The organism is Cognaticolwellia beringensis, from assembly GCF_002076895.1.
GTDB classification, from domain to species: domain Bacteria; phylum Pseudomonadota; class Gammaproteobacteria; order Enterobacterales; family Alteromonadaceae; genus Cognaticolwellia; species Cognaticolwellia beringensis.
In genome coordinates this window covers 21,401-43,129 of sequence record NZ_CP020465.1, presented here as the reverse complement: position 1 = coordinate 43,129, position 21,729 = coordinate 21,401, and the positions used below count along the sequence as shown (strand labels likewise).

At 39.5% G+C, this 21,729-nt stretch carries 11 protein-coding genes; 1 reads left to right on the top strand and 10 read right to left on the bottom strand.

The features are described from left to right. The 7 genes from B5D82_RS00185 to B5D82_RS00155 form a co-directional block, all read right to left on the bottom strand. Positions 1-4,134: a YhdP family protein gene (locus B5D82_RS00185; protein ID WP_081148227.1), complete on the bottom strand. Its 4,134-nt coding sequence runs from the start codon at positions 4,132-4,134 to the stop codon at positions 1-3. A 69-nt stretch (positions 4,135-4,203) separates the two neighbouring features. Beyond that, entirely contained in the window at positions 4,204-5,667 is a 1,464-nt protein-coding gene (gene rng / locus B5D82_RS00180) for a ribonuclease G (protein WP_081148225.1), read from the bottom strand. 12 nt (positions 5,668-5,679) lie between these two features. Further along, the gene (locus B5D82_RS00175) at positions 5,680-6,267 is read right to left on the bottom strand and encodes a Maf family protein (protein WP_081148223.1); all 588 of its coding nucleotides are present in this window, start codon (positions 6,265-6,267) and stop codon (positions 5,680-5,682) included. Between the two features lies 1 nt (position 6,268). After that, the gene (gene mreD, locus B5D82_RS00170) at positions 6,269-6,748 is read right to left on the bottom strand and encodes a rod shape-determining protein MreD (RefSeq protein WP_081148221.1); all 480 of its coding nucleotides are present in this window, start codon (positions 6,746-6,748) and stop codon (positions 6,269-6,271) included. Then, complete coding sequence (gene mreC, locus B5D82_RS00165; protein WP_081148219.1) at positions 6,745-7,626, bottom strand: rod shape-determining protein MreC; 882 nt, start codon at positions 7,624-7,626, stop codon at positions 6,745-6,747. The genes mreD and mreC overlap by 4 nt, the downstream gene beginning before the upstream one ends. A gap of 32 nt (positions 7,627-7,658) precedes the next feature. Beyond that, a complete protein-coding gene (locus B5D82_RS00160; protein ID WP_081148217.1) occupies positions 7,659-8,702 on the bottom strand; it encodes a rod shape-determining protein in 1,044 nt (347 codons plus the stop codon). 257 nt (positions 8,703-8,959) lie between these two features. Beyond that, entirely contained in the window at positions 8,960-15,439 is a 6,480-nt protein-coding gene (locus tag B5D82_RS00155; protein WP_081148215.1) for a LamG domain-containing protein, read from the bottom strand. A 237-nt stretch (positions 15,440-15,676) separates the two neighbouring features. Between B5D82_RS00155 and B5D82_RS00150 the strand changes: the two genes are divergently transcribed. Next, entirely contained in the window at positions 15,677-16,030 is a 354-nt protein-coding gene (locus B5D82_RS00150; RefSeq protein WP_081148214.1) for a hypothetical protein, read from the top strand. A gap of 110 nt (positions 16,031-16,140) precedes the next feature. Here B5D82_RS00150 and B5D82_RS00145 read toward each other — a convergent pair whose 3' ends face one another. The 3 genes from B5D82_RS00145 to B5D82_RS00135 all read right to left on the bottom strand — a co-directional run bounded on the left by B5D82_RS00145 (position 16,141) and on the right by B5D82_RS00135 (position 21,728). Next, the gene (locus B5D82_RS00145; RefSeq protein ID WP_081148212.1) at positions 16,141-20,298 is read right to left on the bottom strand and encodes a LamG domain-containing protein; all 4,158 of its coding nucleotides are present in this window, start codon (positions 20,296-20,298) and stop codon (positions 16,141-16,143) included. Between the two features lie 246 nt (positions 20,299-20,544). After that, the gene (locus B5D82_RS00140; protein ID WP_081148211.1) at positions 20,545-21,108 is read right to left on the bottom strand and encodes a PEP-CTERM sorting domain-containing protein; all 564 of its coding nucleotides are present in this window, start codon (positions 21,106-21,108) and stop codon (positions 20,545-20,547) included. 185 nt (positions 21,109-21,293) lie between these two features. Beyond that, a complete protein-coding gene (locus tag B5D82_RS00135; protein WP_157673811.1) occupies positions 21,294-21,728 on the bottom strand; it encodes a PilX N-terminal domain-containing pilus assembly protein in 435 nt (144 codons plus the stop codon). Position 21,729: the final 1 nt, after the last annotated feature.

Below are 21,729 nucleotides of genomic sequence, written 5' to 3'. Positions count from 1 at the left end.
TTATAAACCATCAAGGTTATTGGCTTTGGGACTTGGCTTTATCGGCTGTTCAGATCCCGAGCTTTCTGGAATAGTATCAACTATTACTGGCGGTGAAGAGCGGCCAACACTGATATTCTGATTTTTTCGGCTTACTTGCTTAAATTGCGGTTCGTCTAAATTTCCCGTAACTTCAAAATTAATTTCCGCAATTACTGTGGAGGTGATCACTTCATCGAGTGCCACTCCGGCTAAAAATGTTACGGGATTTAAAGTCGCAATCCAAGCTAATACCGGCAAGCTAGAAGTTAAATTAGGCTTATATGACATACGATAGTCGAGATCACCATTATTTAAATTGGTATTACCCACTATGGTTAGATCACCCGCTGAACCTTTCATCAGTACATTATCAGTATATGCCACACCATCTTTTACCGTAAAATTACCTTTTAGCTCACTATAAAACATGCCATCACTAAAAATATCTCGAAAATCAAAACTTAATTTACGGACTAATGACTGTAAACTTAAAAAAGATAAAATACGTACGCCTTTATCATCAATATCAGCCAAATAACCATCATCAAATGTTGTAGACAACTCGCCATTAAATGTCGCTAGGGCAAAGTCATGAGGCCCACCTTGCCAAGTAACGTCATAATCCACCTCAACACCGCTATCTTTGATAATTGATACATAACCTAAATTTTCTATTTCCTGGGCAACATTGTTAGCCGCTAAAGTCCCTATGACAGTGGTTTGTGAACTATCTTTTGTTAATCGCCATTTAGCGTCAAAGGCAACATTATTTTTTCCACGTTTAGCGGTGAAATTTTTCAATAAGAGTGTATCTTCTTGCGATCGCGCAATATTAAAGCTTACCTCACCAAAGTCATAGTTGTCATATCGGCAACTTGCACACCTTACTTTTAGGGGAGGCAGATAAGCAAATACAGCAGCATTATTAGCATGGTCAATAAGCGGTAATACTTTCTGCTCTGTGGTGTTTATTGGTACGGCATTATCTGTACTGCCACTTTGGGCTGGTTGCACTTCAACTTTAGCCACATTAACGTCGCCAGTAGCCGATAATGTCGTTACTTCTTCGCGAGTCGTTTTTGTACCATCAGTCACTTGTGTCGTGGCATCAACAGCAGCTCCTGTGCCCTCTTTCGTCATTAACTCACTTTTAGCACTCTTTATATGGATAAAGTCGGCATTAATATCGATACCTTGTTGGTGCCAATCTGGATAAAACTTAGCTGAGCCTCTTAACGCTTTGGCATTCACATTGAGCAGCCACCCGTCCGTCTCGGGGATGAAATCAAAATTTACCTGCTGAAAATCCTGCCCATAAACTTGGAAGCTGATAACTTGGCCATGAATTTTTTCAGGTGCTGATAATAAACTTTGCTCACTCAGTTCTGGCTCTGATTGATTTACAGATGTAGTTAGCTCGGATGGGTCTGGTTTAACCGCGGCTAAAATATCTAACACTAAAGGCTGCCATTGTTCGTAATTTGCTTTTTCAACATCTGCAGTAATATGAAACCCAGAAGTTGGTAACCATGATTGCTGCTTGCCTAATACTAAATGAGCCAAAGAAAAACGTGTTTTCTGATGATCAAGTAAACCATAGAAATTCACATTATTGCCAATTTCAGCCTTTATTGTGCTATTTAATTCATCACCAAAGGCATGAATACTAACCGCTAATTGCTGGTCAGTAATTTTAGTAAAGGGAGCGGGTATTGTTAAAGCGACATTATTTAAATCTGAATTTATTTTGAAATCATAAAAGGATTTATCACCAATAAATTCTAATGCTAATAGCCCTTGCCATGCTACTGCACCATTGGCATATTTCACTAAATCATTGGGTAATTGCGCTTGCCAGTGCTTATTTTTCCACTGGCCTAGGGTTTCAATATTAACACTATAAAGTTCAGACTTTTGCTTCGCCTCAACATTTAACGTCAGTGGCATGCCACGCCAGTCGAGTTCGACACCCGATGCTGTTATCACGTCATTGTAATAATCTAAACGACCGTTAACTTGTTTAAAGTCCATTCTTGGTGCTTGTAGTGCCACGGTATTATTTTTAAAATCAACATGACCTTTAGCAATAACCGCATCGGTGTTTTGTAACGGGAGTATTAACGAGAAATCACCGTCGATTGGCCCTGAAATAATGACTTGTTCTAAAGTGACACCGACCGAGTCTTGCATTGGGCTAGCGTTCATTAATTGAGTGACTAATTGCGGCTGCGTATTTCTAAAACTCGCATCAACCGTCAACACTCCCTCGCCAGCTAATTCAGCAATTGCGGCTTCAACGCCGGTGACATCAATGCCTGCTAATGTCCCTTCTCGACCGGTAATAAGCATACTATTATTAGTAAAGTTAAGATTAGCGGCGAAGTTTTCTATTGTTGGCCACTGTGGGTCAAACTTAAATGTGCTTTGAGATAGCTCTGCGTCAACGACAAAAATTCCTTCATGGTTATTAAAGGGAAAACTTTGTAGTGGGCCATTAAATAACACTAATGCTTGATTAATCTCACCATCAACAATAGCGCCGTTTAGGTAGTTAACTAAATTGTCGCCCATTAATAAATGAGGATAGAAATATTCAGCGTATTTAGCATCGCCGTCACTCACACTGGCTAGCAATGCCATTGTAACCGGCTTACCTTCTACACTGTTAATTTTAAGATCAGCCTGTAAACTTATTTGTGGCGAGTTGAACGCTATATTTTCAACTGAAAGCTGCCAGCTATCGGCTAAAAATTTGGCGTTGATCAAACTACTTAAGCGTTTATAAGGAATAGGGTATTTAAAGTGTTTGTCAAAATGAAGTGCGCCATCAATAGCACTCAATGATATTTGCAGCTGATTATTAGCATAAACTAATTCTCCACTGACATTATCAATGCCTGGAATACCTTGGCTAAAATGACTATCAACATCACTAAATGTTGCGGTTATGGCGGTATCATTCGGATTACTACGAAAATAGATATCTTCAACTCTACCCACTGCGTCAAGGTCGAGTAGTAATTTTTCAAGGCCAACATTGTCAGATAACAAGGGTGATATGCCGGCAAAACTTGCGAGCTCTATGGCATTAATATAACCATTAATATGTTCGCCATTAACACTTGCCAATAATGATATTTGATTCGTTTCAACACCATTTCGCTTAATCGTTATGGGTGAAGTTGACACGCTGAAATCAGATTGTGCTACCGTCTTGATCAGAATATCACCGCCAACTATTTCAAATGTTTGTGCTTTCCCCTGATGTTGCCAAATAATTTCATTATCACCTAACGCGATCTGAATAAACTCAGGTTTACCCGCTTTAATCTTTAACCAGGCATTAAAATTAATCGCGGAATGAGTATTCGCATCTTTAATGGCTAAAGCTCGCCCCAGCCAAGGGGTAATGTCAATTTCATTCGCCTCAAGGTAGGCTTGACCGCTCAACTTGTCGAATCTAGGGCCTTGAAAATCTAATAAAACTTTTAAATTATTTGAGCTTAAGCCATCAACAATAACGGTACCGTTAGCGCGGTGACGATTATGCTTATTTACCCAAAACATTTCATTAATGGTAAAGGCTTTTACGCCCGCTGCAGTATGGTAAAGCACATGACTATCGCGAATGGAAAAACGAGAAATTTGTTCGAGTAATATCGAAGAAAGTGAATCTATTAAACTGTCATTACCCGCTTCATCATTGCCTATGTCTTCTGCTGAGTTAACCAAAGAAGCCTGTTCAAACGCTAATTCTGCACCTGAAATAACAAAATCTTGAGTAACTATTTGCCCCGAGCGTAAGGTACGCCAAAAGTCTAATTCAACAGCCAAGCTATCAATATATATTTGACTGTTGTTACTGGATAAAAGCTCAACTTGCTGGCTGATCAATGTAGGGCCTGACTTGCCCCAACCCATATTTAACGAGCCGATAGAAATGTTACTGTTATAGCTGCTATTTAAATAATCTTCGACATCTTGGCGATAATTATGAGCATAAGGTAAAAATAGCCGTAATATGCTGATCAGCACGGCAAAAACTACTAACAAAACTGCTAATAGTTTATACAGGCGTTTAAGCCACCTATTTAATACCAAGGAAACACTCATTACGTATTAACCAAACCTTCAAATACCCTAAAATCTAACTCATGACCATACCGAAAATTCGCGTAACAACTACATCATAACAACATCAAATTGCTCTTGATTATACATGCTTTCAGTCTGTACTTTAATCTGCTTACCGATGAAGAGCTCTAGCTCAGCAAGGTTATGATACTCGTCATTTTCTAATGACTCACTCACCGATGCCGACGTGTAAACTATAAATTTATCTGCATCATAAGCTCGATTAACCCGGACAATTTCACGGAGAATTTCAAAACAAACGGTCTCAACTGTTTTCACATAACCGCGACCATGGCAAGCTCCGCACTCTCCACATAAAATATGCTCTAAGCTTTCGCGAGTGCGTTTTCGCGTCATTTCTACCAGACCCAATGCGGAAAACCCAGACAAGCTATATTTAACATTATCTTTGGACATCGCCACATCTAAGCTGTGCAAAACACGACGTTGGTGCTCTTTATCATGCATATCTATAAAATCGACAATGATAATGCCGCCAAGGTTTCTTAGCCTAAGCTGACGAGCAATAGCTTGCGTTGCTTCAATATTGGTATTAAAAATAGTCTCTTCTAAATTACGGTGTCCAACAAATGCGCCGGTGTTTATATCAATTGTAGTCATGGCTTCGGTCTGATCTATGATCAAAGAACCGCCTGACTTTAACTCAATTTTTCGATGTAACGAACGTTGAATTTCATTTTCAACATCGAATAAATCAAAAATAGGCCGTTCGCCCGGATAATACTCCAGTACCGATGTTAAATTAGGTACAAACTCAGTGGTAAATTCAACTAATTGTTCATAAGTTAGTTTTGAATCAACGCGAATTCGCTCAAGCGAGACACCTACGAAATCTCGTAACATACGAAATGCTAACGATAAATCTTGATAGATAGGATCTTTGGTTTGCTTACGCTCTTTTCGCTCAACGACTTTTGCCCAAACACGACGAAGAAATTCAGCATCGTGTTGTAATTCTTCTTTGCCAGCACCTTCCGCTGCTGTTCTTACAATGAAGCCATGGTCTTTACCACAATAAGGCGTCACTATTGATTTCAGTCGATTTCGTTCTGCTGGATCGTCTATACGTTGCGATATACCCGCATGGCTAGCATCGGGCATTAACACTAAATAACGCGCTGCGATGGTAATATCGGTTGTTAACCTGGCACCTTTAGTGCCGAGAGGATCTTTAACCACCTGCACAACAATATATTGCCCCTCGTGCACCAAATTTCTAATATCAGGTACTTGTTCTCTATTGCTTTCTTCGTTTAAAATTAATTTAGAGTTGATATCTGAGGCATGTAAAAAAGCAGCTTTTCCTAAATTAATATCAACAAAAGCGGCTTGCATTCCAGGTAAAACACGAATAATTTTACCCAAATATATATTTCCAACTAGACCACGACGAGCTTCACGTTCAATATGAACTTCTTGCAGTGAACCGTTTTCGATTAATGCTACCCTGGTTTCACTTGGCGTAACATTGATAAGTAATTCACCGCTCATTTTGTTCCCTATTTAATCTTTTGTCATAGACGATTTCACGCCAAATGCCGATAATAACTGCGAAGTTTCGTATAACGGCAATCCGACAACTGCAGAGTAACTACCGCGAATTTGTTTAACAAATTGTCCAGCTATTCCCTGAATACCATAGGCACCGGCTTTATCTTGTGGCTCACCAGTTTGCCAATAGCGCTTTATCTCTTGTTCTGTAAGTACTTTAAAATCTACTTCAGTTTTGACCACAATAACGTCACTACGTTCACCTTTAACTGCTGCAATAGCGGTAACGACCTGATGAGATTTCCCTGACAGCATAGTAAGTATAGCGATACATTCGTCAAGTGAGGCAGGTTTGCCTAATATATGTTGGCCAAATATCACACTGGTGTCTGAGCCTAATACCACAACATTTTCATCATATTGCTTAGCAATAACCCGGGCTTTTTCAATCGCCAAACGAGCGACATATTGCTCAGGTGTTTCCTGGGGTAACACGCTTTCATTAATGTCAGCGGGTAAGCAGATAAAATCGTAGCCAAGCTGTTCAAGCAGTTCTTTTCGACGCGGTGATTGCGACGCTAAAATCAAAGTATTAGACATGTTATTTTATTCGAAAATTTCGTCTTATTTTACGTAAAAGTAAAAAAGCCCAGGGCCAAAGTATGATTGTTGTGAATACAGGGTATAAATAACTCGGTAAAAATACCGCGTCAGTTAAAAATCGTTGTAACCAGAAAACAATTAAGTGATATAGAGCTGATAATACACCAACAATAAGTGCCTGTTGCCAAACTGAAAAGTTGCGGATTTTCTGAAAATTACCTGCAACTATATAAACCGCAATAGCCATTGCGCCAGCATGTACACCTAAAGTAGAACCTAATAAAACATCCAGAATAAAGCCCAGAACCCAAGCGGAAATAACATTGACTCGCGATGGCAGCGCCAAACACCAGTAAAGTAAAACCACTAATACCCAGTCAGGTCGAAAAGCGTCAACGCTTAATGGCAACGGCATAATACTGGCCATTAGTGCCACTAAAAAGGTCAAAAGAATAATCAAGCGACTAGCAAAGGTCATTTAGTTTCTGCCTTTTTTGCTGGCAATGTTTCGGCTGTTTTAGCCTGCGGCACTTTAGCTTGCTCTGGCCACAATAATAAAACATATCGTAAGCGATCAATCTTGGCTACCGGCTGGCTTTGAATTTGTGAAAATGCCCGTGACTCGTCTTGAATAACGGAGGTAACTTTCGATACTGGATACCCTTCTGGGAATTTACTACCTAAGCCAGAGGTAACTAATAGATCACCTGTACGAATATCACTACTGTGGGGAACATGATTATGGCTTAAACGGTCAATAACCCCAACACCGCTAGCGATCAACCGGACACCATTGCGACTTATTCTAACCGGTATAGCATGCGTTACATCGGTGATCAATAATACGCGGCTGCTGGTTGTTCCCACATGCAATATTTGCCCGACAATACCTTCATCGTCAATAACTGCCTGGCCTTCATAAACTCCGTCGTTTGCACCTCGGTTTATTACGACTTGATGAGTATAAGGGTCACTATCAACCGCAAGAATTTCCGCCACCATTTTTTTAGCGTCACTGCGCACCGGAGAAGCAAGTAATGCTCTTAACCGATTGTTTTCACGCTTAACAATATCTAATTGTAAAGCTTGTTCATGGAAGACTAACTCGTTGATTTTGTATTGTTCATTGTCATCTATGAGTTGACGACGTGTCACAATATTTTCTGCCGCCCAATTCATCATTTGTTTAGGTGCTGTGGCTAAATACTGTAATGGGCTCACCATAGATTGCAAAAAGCCTCGAGCGGACTCGAAGCTATTCATTTTATGGTCAAAAAATATTAACGCTGCAGAGCAAAGCAGCACCAAAAAAAGTCGGTGCTGTGGGGCTGGTCCATGCTTAAATATAGGATTCATAAATTAAACTTGTATAAATACTAATTTAGTTTTTATTCGTATGAGAATAAATCGCCACCATGCATATCAATCATTTCAATGGCTTTACCACCGCCACGAGCTACACAAGTTAGTGGGTCATCAGCAACGACCACTGGAATACCGGTTTCTTCCATAAGTAAACGGTCGAGACCTTTAAGTAATGCACCACCACCAGTTAAAATCATGCCGCGCTCTGAAATATCAGAGGCTAATTCAGGTGGAGACTGCTCTAATGCCACCATAATCGCACTGACGATACCGGTTAACGGCTCTTGTAACGCTTCTAAAATCTCATTGCTGTTTAGCGTGAAACTGCGTGGTACACCTTCAGCCAAATTGCGACCGCGTACTTCAATTTCAATCACCTCTTCGCCAGGATAAGCAGAGCCAATTTCATGTTTAATACGTTCAGCTGTTGCTTCACCAATTAAACTACCAAAATTACGACGTACATAGTTAATAATAGCATCGTCAAATTTATCACCACCAATACGTACAGAAGAAGAATACACCACACCATTAAGTGAAATAATGCCGACTTCAGTAGTACCACCACCAATATCAACCACCATTGAACCGGTTGCTTCAGATACTGGCATACCTGCGCCAATTGCTGCTGCCATTGGCTCATCTATCAAGTACACTTCTCGCGCGCCAGCACCTAAGGCAGATTCACGAATCGCACGTCGTTCTACTTGCGTAGAGCCACATGGAACACAAACTAATACTCTTGGGCTTGGTCGTAAAAAGTTATTACTGTGTACTTGTTTAATAAAGTACTGCAACATTTTTTCGGTAACAAAAAAGTTAGCGATAACACCGTCTTTCATTGGACGAATCGCTTCAATATTCCCTGGTGTACGGCCTAACATTTGTTTGGCCGCAGTTCCTACGGCAGCAACACTTTTAGAGCCACCAGAACGATCTTGACGAATAGCGACAACAGAAGGCTCATCCAAAACGATGCCTTGGTCTTTTACATAAATCAGGGTATTTGCGGTTCCTAAGTCGATTGATAAATCGTTAGAAAACATGCCGCGTAATTTCTTAAACATATTGTCGAAATGTCCTTTAAACATCACCTAGGCAACAAGCTGCCGGAATATTATTGTGCTGAATTTACAAGTCTAGTTTAGCTTGCAAAAGATATTTTGTACTATTAACACGCTATCATACCGCAGACTATAGTACTTGTGTTATTTCAATGACAAAAATATCACGAAATATTAAGATATTTTTACATTTTTTAAGCCAAGCTGCGGTTAAATAGCTTAAATGCCTGTAGTTAGCTTAACGCGACTAACATTAAGGCTTAATTCACAACCTCGCGCCATGAAATTATTCGGTCGTTACCGCGATACATTCCGAAATTTAGTAAGGCACTTGGATTGTCATCATAAAAATTACCGTCACTATCGGCGTCGACATTATTCCATTTAAATTTTAACCAGCTTGGCACTTCATATTCCCATTCAAGCATGCCTTGTTTTTCTGGCGCAGCAAAGATTAACTGATTTTGACTGCCACTAACAAAAACACCTGAAATGCTAGCATCGGTATCACTAACCTCTATTGCATCACTGCCAATGTCAATTAAACGATAATCCCAAAGATTCATGTTACCCGAATATTTAGCGCCGGATTTTTTATCACCTAGCAGTGCGGTTAAGCAACTTTCATCGGTATGTGTTTTGAACTTAATACCGTTATAAACCTGAATATTTAACGGCGCACGTAACTTGGCATTTTCAGCGCCATAAGCATTTTCTAACACCATACGAGCGAAGCGAATTTCCACGCCTTCTGTCAGCACTTCTTCAGTGTCATCGATATTATTGCTGAGTAAGACACCATCACTATCTTCAATTTTCTCGGTAAAGAACGGAATTTTCGCCTCAAAAGGCTTTAATAAGCTGGTGTTATTATGGTTATAGCTAAAGTGGTCATTACTGGAAAAAGTATAAAGCCACTCTCCGGCAATCAAGCTACCATTAACATCTAGGCTAGCACTTAAATTACCTTTCTCCATAAAGGCAGTAATAGCAACAGGGTTACCAGCAGTACTCCCAACCATTTGTTGGGTTTTATCATGTGTTGGTAAAGTAATATCTACGCCACTGGCCAATAACTTCATAAAGCCTTCAGGCTCACCCAACGTATAGTTTTTGGTGACTCCGTCGTTAGCATTGTATGCTGTAATGGTTATTTTAGGTAAAAGGCTATAAGTAATAGCTCCTTTATCTTCACTGGTTCGCTGACCGGTATAGGCCCAATCAGAAAATGCACAAACACCTAAACCATTAAAGTATGGATAAGCATCAAAATTACCCTGATGGTTTTCTTTTACTGATTGTTTAAAGTAGGCTGGTGTAAAACGACCAACGTATGGAACAGTGCTACTTATAGGTCCTGCTCCTAAATAATTATTACTGCCACTCGTATCAGATAATTTAGCAGTGAAACTGATAATACCTACTTCTGACCAACTCAAAGAGTTAGTGTCTGTACTGGTCGATGGTAGGCTAAAGCTTTCGCCAGTTATCGTTCCCAAATCGCCGTTACTTGGAGCGACCTTTTTATGCTCTAAAATCACATTAGAAATAAAATTAAGGGCGGTAGGGTTATCACTTAAAACGTCGTTGAAGTCAGCAATTCCATCGTTATTCGTATCATCAGATTGCTGCCATTGCTTGGCAGTAATTGTTGTATTGAATTGCTCCCCGGCCTTTTTAAATATATTGCCGCTAGCGTCTTCTGAAGCGGGGTTACTCGATACTGATGGATCATCTTCTTTTGGGTCCACGTTAACATACAAACCAAGTGGCCTAACAACAAATTGATTACTATTACCTAACATATAACTCGTTGGATAACCTTCAATTGATATATCAAAACGGGCATGTAACTGAATTTTTCCTGCATTGGGGTAACTCACGACTATGTTTGCGGTGTTGTCGATATTATCACCGAAATCTAAACTTACTTTTGTATATTCCGATGGTGAGATCGCATCATTGAGCGTTGTAATAGCAGTATCATTAATAACTACCTGACCTAAACTGCAAGTGCTGGGTTCAGTACATTCAGCAGCTAGTTCAATGTCAACATTACTAATCAGTACAGCTTCACAAGCTCCCGTAGCGCTATCTGTTCTGATTGCCTGTAAGGATAATGTTTGGCTATTAAAACCAGTATTTGAAGGTTTACCAGATAATTGCGTATTGATATTATTTGAAACACCGTCTGCCAAAAACTGGAAACCTGTATCAGTAAAGTTCATATTACAACTACTACCAAAGCCAGAGCATTCAACAGCATTACTGGCCGTAATACTTGCACTATCAATAGATAAGACAATAGTTTCTGCAATGGTATGACTGAAATTCATTGAGGTGGTACCGGTAAAGGTTGCTGAGGTTTTAAGCAACATACCTGTTTGCGGACTGGTAATATTAAACTGCAAACTTACCGGCTCAGTAGATTCGCTTGAACAGTCACTATTCGTGCATGCTTTTATGGTAATTGGCTCAGCAGCACAGGTTAAACCATTGCCATCATGCACTATTTCATAATGATGAATAACAGGCACAGCACAAGCATGACTTTGAGTATAAACTTGTTGAACTTCTATTTGAGTAAGCGCAACATCAAAGAGCTGAACTTCATCGATAAAGCCATCAAAGAAGCGTGAAGATTCACTGTAATTTTGAGCTTGTCCTATGTGTAAAGGATCATTATTTAGAATTAGCTCATCAGTAAAAGTTCGAGTACCTTTTTCTATACCATTAACATATATGACTTGCTCGCCGCTTTTGTAAGTAATCGCTATGTGATACCAATTGTCAGTGGTAATACCGGCTCCTGACGTTGAAAATTCATTGGTTTGCCACCACCAATAAATTTCGCCTGTGGAGCTTAAGTGAAACTCATAATTTTCATTTTTAGAGACAATAGTGTGTAAGTCGGTGCTTGCACTGGGTAGGGTTTGGGGGTTAATCCAAGCCGTGATAGTCAGTTCTTTCTGTAAATCTAATGTTGAGTTATCTACAATTCCAACATAATCATCGACTCCGTCAAATACACCATAAGCACATGTACCTGGATTGCCGGTTAATGCCGAGGTGTCATTAAATGTAGTTGCACCATTAAATGCTTGGCCATTAAGAGTTCCTGAACTATCTATTACTTCGTCAGCAACACCACTCCACTGTGTTTCATCCATTGAATATTGGGCAACAGGATTAGCACAAAAGCTGTCATTTAACGCAAAATCGGCGGCCCCAGTATAAGAGGGATCCCCATGATTGTTCATACTATGAAATCGAAAAATTTTGGCCTTTACTGGCGAGAAATTAAAATTTTGGACTGACGTAATATTGCTCGCAGTAAATATATAGCTTGGCGTTATGGGGTTACCTAATAACTTAAAGTCGGCTAACCCAGTCAAAGAGGAATCGCCATGATTTTTAATAGTTACTATACGAGCGCCAATAATACCGGAAACTGTATCGTCATTATCAAGAACGATGCTAAATGGTATTGAATTCATCGGTAGGGTAAAAGTGCTCGCGGCAGTAACTGATTTACCAACAACTTCAAACTCTCGAAGGCCTATCAATGAAGGGTCGCCATGGTTATTGATAGTGGTTAACTTAACATCGGTAACATCAATAGGTATGTCGTTAGTATCAAATTGAAAACTTTCTAACGTGCTTTGCATAGCTGCAATAAAGGTTTTAGTTTCAGTGACTGAAGGCCCTTGCAGCTTTAACTCCTTTGCACCAACGTAAGAAGGATCTCCATGGTTGCTGATGGTAACTAGCTTCACATCCGTAACTTCAACCGGAATATCTCCATTATCTAAGGTAAAGCTTTCACCATTGCCATGCATAGCAGCAATAAAGGTTCTCGTTTCAGTAACAGATGGCCCTTGTAACTTTAACTCCTTTGCACCAACGTAAGAAGGATCTCCATGATTGCTGATAGTAATTAATTTTACGTCTGTTACCTCTTCTGGTACATCATCACTATCAAAAGTGAAAGTTTCTCCATTGGCATGCATAGCGGCAATAAAGGTTTTAGACTCTGTAACGGATGTACCTTGTAACTTCAGCTCTCTAGCGCCGATATATGAAGGATCGCCATAATTTGTGATGGTACGAAGCCTAACGCCAGTAACGTCAATAGGTTGATCAGCTTCAGTTATGCTAAAGGTTTCTCCATTACCGTGCATAGCTGCAGAATAGGTGTATAACTGTCCTGACAAGGTTCCCGAAATTTTAAATTCAGTCGCGCCAGTGTATGTTGCATCACCGTAATTTGACAATGTTCTAAGACGAAGTGCGGTTACGTTACTATGTGATGTAATGGCCCAGTTTTGTTGGTTACTATCCATAGTTGCAGTAAAAACAGTGCCGCCTGCCGGTGCATTAATAGCTTGCCACGCGCCACCAGAAATCTGTACATCAACTTCGAACGTTTGTATCGATACATCGTTATTGCCATAGTTAATCAATGAGATAGTATCAACATTAATTGCATCGCCCATCACACCATCGAAATTACTATCAAAACTAAAAGCTAAGGTATTGGTTTGCTTGCTCGATAACCAGCGCGTGTTGTTATCACCATCATGAATATTTTTCGCACCATAGTTAGTCGAGTTATGTTCACTGTCAATCACAGTTAAACTGCCTCCGTTTGCCGATAACGCGAAGTTATAGTCAGGGGTATTTCCACCTGCACCTGACACGGGCAACTTTGTCCAATTACTATTGGCTAGTGTTTTAACTTCTACCTGAAACTTCTTAATTGCGCGGTCATCATTACCATAATTAACTAAGTAAAAACTTTCTAAGGTAAAAACATCTTCAGCGCCACCTTGAATACCATCTTCATTAACATCGAATTGAAAATCTAAGGTGTTATTGCTTTTTCTGCTCAGCCAAAGGCTATTTTGATCGCCATCATGAATATTTTTAGCACCATAATTGGTTGAGTTATGTTCACTATCTATCGCTATTAAATTGCCTCCATGTTGCGCTAAAGCAAAATTGTAATTGGCTTGACCAACACTCGCACCTGGGGTATTAATTTTCGCCCAATTTGGGTTAGCACGCGTTTTTACCGCGATTTGAAACTCTTTAATCGAACGGTCATCATTACCATAGTTGACCAAGTAAATACTCTTTAAAGTGAATAAGTCTTCAATTGCACCTAGCGTTCCATTTTCATCGGCGTCAAATTGAAAAGCGAGTTCATTGTTACTTTTACGACTTAACCACAATGTATTCTGGTCGCCGTCGTGAATGTTTTTAGCACCATAGCTAGTAGAGTTATGCTCACTATCAATAGAGACTAGTGTCCCCCCATGATGAGACATCGCAAAATTGTAATTAGCTTGACCGATACTTGCGCCAGGGACATTAATTTTTGTCCAATTAGGTTTAGCCTTAGTTTTAACCGCTAGTTGAAACTCTTTAATTGCTCGGTCGTCATTGCCATAGTTTCGCAGGTAAAAACTATTTAAGATAAAAAGATCTTCTGCTGCGCCAAGCGTGCCATCTTCATTTGCATCGAATTGAAAGGCTAACTCATTATTGCTTTTTCGACTTAACCATAAAGTGTTTTGATCACCGTCATGAATATTCTTAGCCCCGTAGCTTGTTGAATTATATTCGCTATCAATATTAACTAACGCGCCACCATGATGGGACATGGCGAAATTATAATCTGCCTCGCCAATTATCGCGCCTGGAACATTTACTTTATGCCAATTGGGGTTTGCTAAAGTTTTAACGGCAAGTTGAAATTGCTTAACTGAACGGTCATCGTTTCCGTAGTTTTCGATATTAATTTTATCGATGGCAAAAACATCTGCAGTATCGCCATCGGCTCCCGTTATACCATTGTTGTTGGGATCGAAAGTAAATTCGATAGTGTTGTTACCTTTTCGGCTCAACCATTGAGAATTTTGATCGCCATCTTGCATATTTTCAGCATGATAGCTTGTCGCGTTATACTGGCTGTCGACAGCACCGAGAGTTCCCCCATCTTGATAACGACTATAAATATACTCTACATCGCCAGCAGCAGTACCAGGCACCTGTAATTTACGCCAAGTTGTACCATCATTGGTAATTTCAACTTGAAATTGCTTCACAGAACGATCATCAACGCCATAGTTCGTGACTTCGAGTTCATTAATGGTTATGCCATTACCTGCTGAGCCATCCCAGTCGGTATCAAAATTATATTGCAATATATTATTGGATTTTCGAGATAACCAACGAGATGAACGATTGCCATCGTTGATATTTTTCGCTGCGTAAGTTGTGGTGTTATATTGTCCATCAACAAAGACTTGCCTTGCGCCTTGCGCCCAACTTAAATAGTCAATATAACCAATAGGATTCTCATCGGCTACCATGGGCTTCCAGCCTGCTGAACCAGCATCTGCGCTTAGTGCCTCATTTTGCGTGGTCAATAATATAAATTGATTTACACCACGATCATCGCCGCCATAATTGGTTAATTCAAAGCCATTAAAGCACATGGCCCCGTTATTTCCTGAAAATTGAAAATTTAAATTATTACTTTGGCTGCGCGACATCCACTGCGTTGTAGCATCTGCGTCAAGCAAATTTTCCGCAGCCCATGTTGTACTATTATATTGCGAGTCTATTAGTGTGATGGCTGATGAAGCTAGAGCATCAGCGTAAGAAAAACTAGTAAACAAATAAGCTGTGATAATAATTTTTTTCATATAAGGAATGAATTTTTCCTGCTGCATATGTGACTTAACCTTTATCAGAAACTGTTAACTGTGCATTGGTAATATATTTAAAGTACGTGGATTCAGTACGATGAGTTAAACAACCACTATGACAATTAAGTTATTTTTATAAATAAACCCTTGAAATATAACGCTGTGAATTTATTTATTTTTTCTTTAGCTTGGTGCTGTTCATGGTTATTTTTATGCAATAATAACATGTAAATGGGTTATTACACTTGAAAGGTAAATTGAATGAACGTCTCTACAATCAAAATAAGCTTAGTAATGTTATTAATAGCCGGTTGTAGTCCAGACCCTAAGCAAAATAATATAGACATAAATGCGTTAAGTGAACGTAACACTGTTGAGGAAACTGCGCTAGAAAACGAACGACAAGCTAAAATGGAGTTATTCGAAAAAAATCTACAATCAGTCGTTGAAAACCAGGTGTTTGACAATGAAAAAGCCTTACTTGAAGATGTAGATAATTTGCAGAGTAAAACTAAAACACAATTATTGAAAGCACAGAAGCTAGAAAGGTTATTAGCCGAAGAAGCTCTATTAGAAAGTGCTAAAAGCCGTGCTGATGATTTAGTTTCTCAATAGCATATTCAGAAAATTTTCTGATAAATCCACAGCAATACATAAATACATACATACATAAATACATAAATACCGGAAGCGACTTAATTTATCATTATTTCTAAGCTAGCTTGCTAATTCGCTATCTCGCGCCATGAAATTATTCGGTCGTTGCCACGATAGAAGCCAAAACTTAATACGGCACTTGGGTTGTCATCATAAAAATTACCATCATTATCACTGTCTACATTGTTCCATTTAAATTTCAGCCAACTTGGCACTTCATATTCCCATTCAAGCATGCCTTGTCTTCCTGGGGTACTGAATGATAACGCTGCCTGAATGCCTCGGTCAAAAACACCTGAAACGCTCGCTGCAGTATCACTAACTTGTATGGCATCTGTATCAATGTCGATTAAACGATAATCCCAAAGGTTCATGTTACCTGAATATTTTGCGCCGGCTTTTTTATCGCCAATGAGAGTTGATAAGCAAGATTCATCGGTATGTGTTAGAAAGCTTGACCCATCATAAATTTGGACATTTAACGGCGCGCGTAACTTTGTTTTCTCTGAGCCATATGAGTTCTCTAATACCATGCGGGCAAAGCGAATTTCTACACCATCTGTTATCAGTTTCTCTGTCGCATCGATATTACTGCCGAGTAGCACACCATCACTATCCTCAATTTGAGTAGTAACAAAAGCTATCTTGGCATTAAAAGGCGCTAAAAAACTTGTATCATTTTTGTCATAACTAAAATGATCATTATTAGATAAGGTATATAGCCATTCACCGGCGATTAAATTACCGCTAACATCAATACTGGCGCTCAAACTACCTGTTTCCATCACCGCAGCAATCGCAACGGGGTTACCGCTAGCACTACCTACTTTTTGTTGACTATCATCATGTGTTGGTAGGTTAATATCAATACCACTGACGAGTAGCTTCATAAAACCTTCTGACTCGCCCAAGGTGTAGTTTTTGGTAAGGCTGTCATTGGCATTGTATGCAGCGATCGTTATTTTAGGCTCAAGGCTATAGCCAATAGCCCCCTTGCCATTAATCGTACTCTGGCCGGTATAGGCCCAATCAGAAATAGAGCATACTCCTGTTGCGCTATGGTACGCGTCAAGCTTGCCCTTATGCTCAGCTTTAACCGTCTGCTTAAAGTAAGCAGGCGTAAATCGCCCGATAGTCATATCATTAGCCGTAATCAAGCCATCAACATTACCTAAACCACCATAATTAATATCTTGTATATCCACATTAATAACGCCAACTTCATTATATTGCGCGCCACTAAATGCTGACTTACCTTTTTCGCCATCGCTAAAACTCGTTAATATAGCGCTTTGAAAAATGGCACTAGTTGTTGCCGCGCGATTTTGTCCTAGCGCGTAAGTAAACTGTCCGTCAATTGCGCCATTAAGTACTGGTGCAACGCGTGATACTTTCACCTGTAATTCACCATCAGATTGACGGTAATTTTGCGTTAAATTACCGGCGGCATTAAGTGCGCTAACGGTAAAGTCGAAATTATCTCCAGCTTTATGGGTTATTGTACTCGTAGCACTATTACCATTTACTACACCTAGTGCGTTTGTTGCTGAAATCGCAAAACTATGCGGTTTCACCCAAAAATTATTTGAACTACCTTCCAGCGAAACATTGGCGTTTGAGTAACGGGCTTGCAGTCGAATTTCGCCTACGTCCAAGTAACTAGGAGTTGGTATAACAGCAATACTGTCGTTACCAAAGTTCAAGGTCACATTATCAGTAAATAGTGGATGTTTGGCGATATTAGCGCCGTTCGTTTGAAACGCTAACCCGGCGTTAAAGCTGATATCAGGCGTGACATTTTGTTGAGCAAGACTAACCTCAACATTACCGGCGAATATCCCTTCGCAAACACCATTATTGCTTTTTACCGCTTGTATTTTTAACGCCTCACTAAAAACAGCGCCGGCTGTTTGGTGTTCAATAACTTCGCTATTAGTGTCACCGTACAAGAACCTGAAACCTGCATCAGTAAAGGTGATCTCACAACTTGTGCCAAAACCTGAACATTCAACAGCGTTGCTAGCGGCTATGCTCGCACCATCAATAGATAACACCAGTGTTTCTGCCGTTGTATGGCTTAAATTAATATGAGTACTGCCGTTAAAGGTCGGCGAGGCGGTAATCTCTTTACCCGTTACTGAGCTAGTAATATTAAAATTTAAGCTAACTGATTCAGTACTTTCGGTTGTGCAGCCACTATTACTACATGCTTTTATCGTTATTGGCTCGGCGGCACAGGTTAAACCATTACCGTCATGACCTATTTCATAATGATGTATAACGGGCTCAGCACAAGCATGTCGTTCATTATAAACCTCATTAACCTCTGTTGAGCTAAGCGCGCCTTTATATATCTTTACCTCATCAATAAAGCCGTGAAAGTAACGAGATTCTTCACCATGTTCTTGATTTTGATCTTGTCCAATATTCAATGGATCATTATTTAAAGTTAACTGGTCGCTAAACGCACTAGAGCCTCTTTCAACACCATTAACATAAATCACCTGTTCACCACTTTGGTAAGTTATTGCTATGTGATACCAACTATCAGGCGTAATGCCTGCTCCTGAAGTCGTAAGCTCATTGGTTTGCCACCACCAGTTAATTTCACCTGTAGCTCGTAAGTGAAACTCATAGTTTTCATCTTTTGAAACTATGGTATGTAAACCTGTGCTAACGCTTGGTAGTGATTTCGGATTTATCCAAGCAGTAATAGTCAATTCTCTTGGTATGTCTAATGCTGCGTTGTCAGTAATACTGACATAATCATCAATACCGTCGAAAACACCAAAACCACAAGTACCCGGGTTGCCCGTTAGCGCGGGCGAGTTTAATGCCGTATTTGCACCATTAAATGATTGGCCATTCAAGCTTCCCGTACTATCTAAAACCTCGCCAGCGGCGCTACTCCACGAGCTTTCATCTAGCGAATATTTCGCAATTAATTTGATACAGTTAGGGCTAGCACGAACACTGCCATCATAATTAACACCGCTAAACTGATTATTATAAATAGTGGTAATTTCGCTCGCTTTTAACGCGCCATTAAAAACAATAAATTCATCTAAAGGCGCTCTAAAACCTTGTGATGCAGTAATATTCACATCGTCAAATGAAGTGCCGATATATTTTAACGTGCCGGCAGGAATAAGGTTAATAGCCTCAACAAAAACGCCGTCAATATATAAATTTGATTGACGGTTTTTATAGACTATCGCCAGATGATGCCAGTCATTATCTAAGCTATTAAAACTATAATTACCATAAATAGTTTGTTGAGGGTTTGAACTATAAATAGCCCAACGCCAATTATTGTCTCTATCTATTACCAGTAAATCGCTGCCATTTTCCATTGCGCCAAGTACAAAATAACGATTACCGGTTGTGTCCGTAGGCTTTTTAAACCAGGTTGAGACACTGTACCTATCAGGTAATGGAATACTGGTTTGTACATGATGGGCAGCACTGCTAATTGCCAGCGCGTTTTCTATTTGTGCTTCTTCAGAAGTATTGACACCGTTATGACTGGTGCCAGAATAAGTATTGAATTGATCGATTACTTCATTGCCGCTGCCAATATAGACACACTCATCAAACTGAAAATTTGCCATAGCAAATGCAGGCGGAGGGTCTGGCACCGTCACTGTTAGGTTGACATAATCACTATAAATATTAGAGCTCTGAACGTTTCCTGACTTTTTGTCTCTGGCGACTACATACAAAACCATTGCATTTTGGTTAGAACTGCCAAAATAATCTGTCATATTACTGGTTGCCTGACCACTAAGCGTGATTTCATTACTAGTAGAGTCTGTCCTATCTACAAGTTGATAACCATTCTGTTGGAAGTTCCAGATATATAAGTCAACGCCATCTTTCCTACCGTTGTTGTCATTTGTTCCATACCCGTTCCATAAAATAGTGAACGTTGTAATATCGGTTTCATCCTCATCTATAGTTATTACAAATTGCGTATAAGGGAAACTGTTGTTTGTCGAGGTAGTACTATTCTGATAGCTCTGATCGTCTATTTTTAAGGCATTGTATTCAGCTGCTGTGACTTGCGCTCCGAGTGCTAAGCTAGATGGGACCTGCGCACTACTTGAACCTTTATAGGCAACGATGTTGTTACCCGGTGTTCTGGTTTTAAAGTCATATAAAATATCCTCGAAAGCACCTGCAGAAAATGACAACAAACAAACAAGCAGCAATAAAAGGTACTTCATACGTTACAACCCTTATACATCCAAAGTAGCTGAATTCTACAGCTGAATTAAATTCGCATCAGTTCTGCGATTAACGCTGCGAAATGGAAATTACTCATTTAACCGTAAGGTAGAGAAGAAAGTCGAAACAGAACAATCTGCCAAGACCACATTTACGGCTACTATAAATATTTAAAGGTACCGCTATGTGCATTAATAAGCAATAAAAAACCCGCATATAGCGGGTTTGGAAAACATCTTATCAAATTATTTTGCGTTGTGCTTACGCAGTGTAAAACCAATAAGGCCGGCTGCGAAAATGAATAAAGTGGTTGGTTCAGGAACTTTAGCTACTGAGGTACGAACATAGAATGTTTCAAAAATATCAAAGTTACCACTATCATCTTTTTTCCCACTACGACTATCAAAGGCAAATTCGTTATAATCATTATGGTTTGGTTGAAAAACGGTATCGACTTCAGAAAAGTAAGAATTCCAATATTGAAATGAATGAATAGCGGTACCATTACGCATAAAATCAGACAACTTTAACTGTTGAAATAACGTATCAATCTCACTACCTTCTGCAAAACTCATCCACCCAGCGTGGAAACTTGCATCTTCAAAGGTATTATCAATTGTTGTTCCCGGATTAAAAAAATCATTCTTTGTATAATTAGTGACGTTCACTGAAGAAGCCCAAGTCCAATCATAGCCACCGTATGAAATATAGGAATCTTCAGCAAGCTCAGTTGTAATTAAACTAGCAAAAGTCGAGCTAGAAACTAAGCAAAAAAGCGCAATAAGTAATTTGTTTGTATACTTGATCATTATAAGACCCCAACTAATGAAAAACGACAGTAATGTTATAGACAAACTTGAATATGCAAATATTAAGCCAATAAAACAAACGTCATATAAATCATCAAGATTAAAATAGTGTGATTTTGATAAAGTATAAGAGTGTAAAAAAAGCTAACACTTATATTAAAAATCGTTTTTACGTTAATAACAGGTTATAGGCTACGGGCTTCAACAGCAACCCTTCTCGACGTTACTTCACCATCAAGATTACACTGCCCAGTGCTAGTAATCGAGTAATAACGAACGCTATCAAGTTCAAAATCATTGCAAGTTACACTTACTGTACACTGTGCTAACCCCTTAACATTTAGAAAGGTAGGGGTTCTACTATTAATATCAGCTTGGCTTTTACAAATTGCGGCATGACTACTTAGCGGAAACACTTCAGCTAACTGCCACTGTAATCCACTCTGTGCTGCTGTATAAGCTCGTGTACCTAATACCTCGTACGCCACACCTTCTTGGCTTGAATCGAGCATATTCACTAATGCTGCGCCAAGTGCAGACAAGACAATAATAATAAAAATAGCGATAACTAATGCGCTACCCTTTTGCCTATTTTTATATTCGCTTTTGTACAGGCGCATT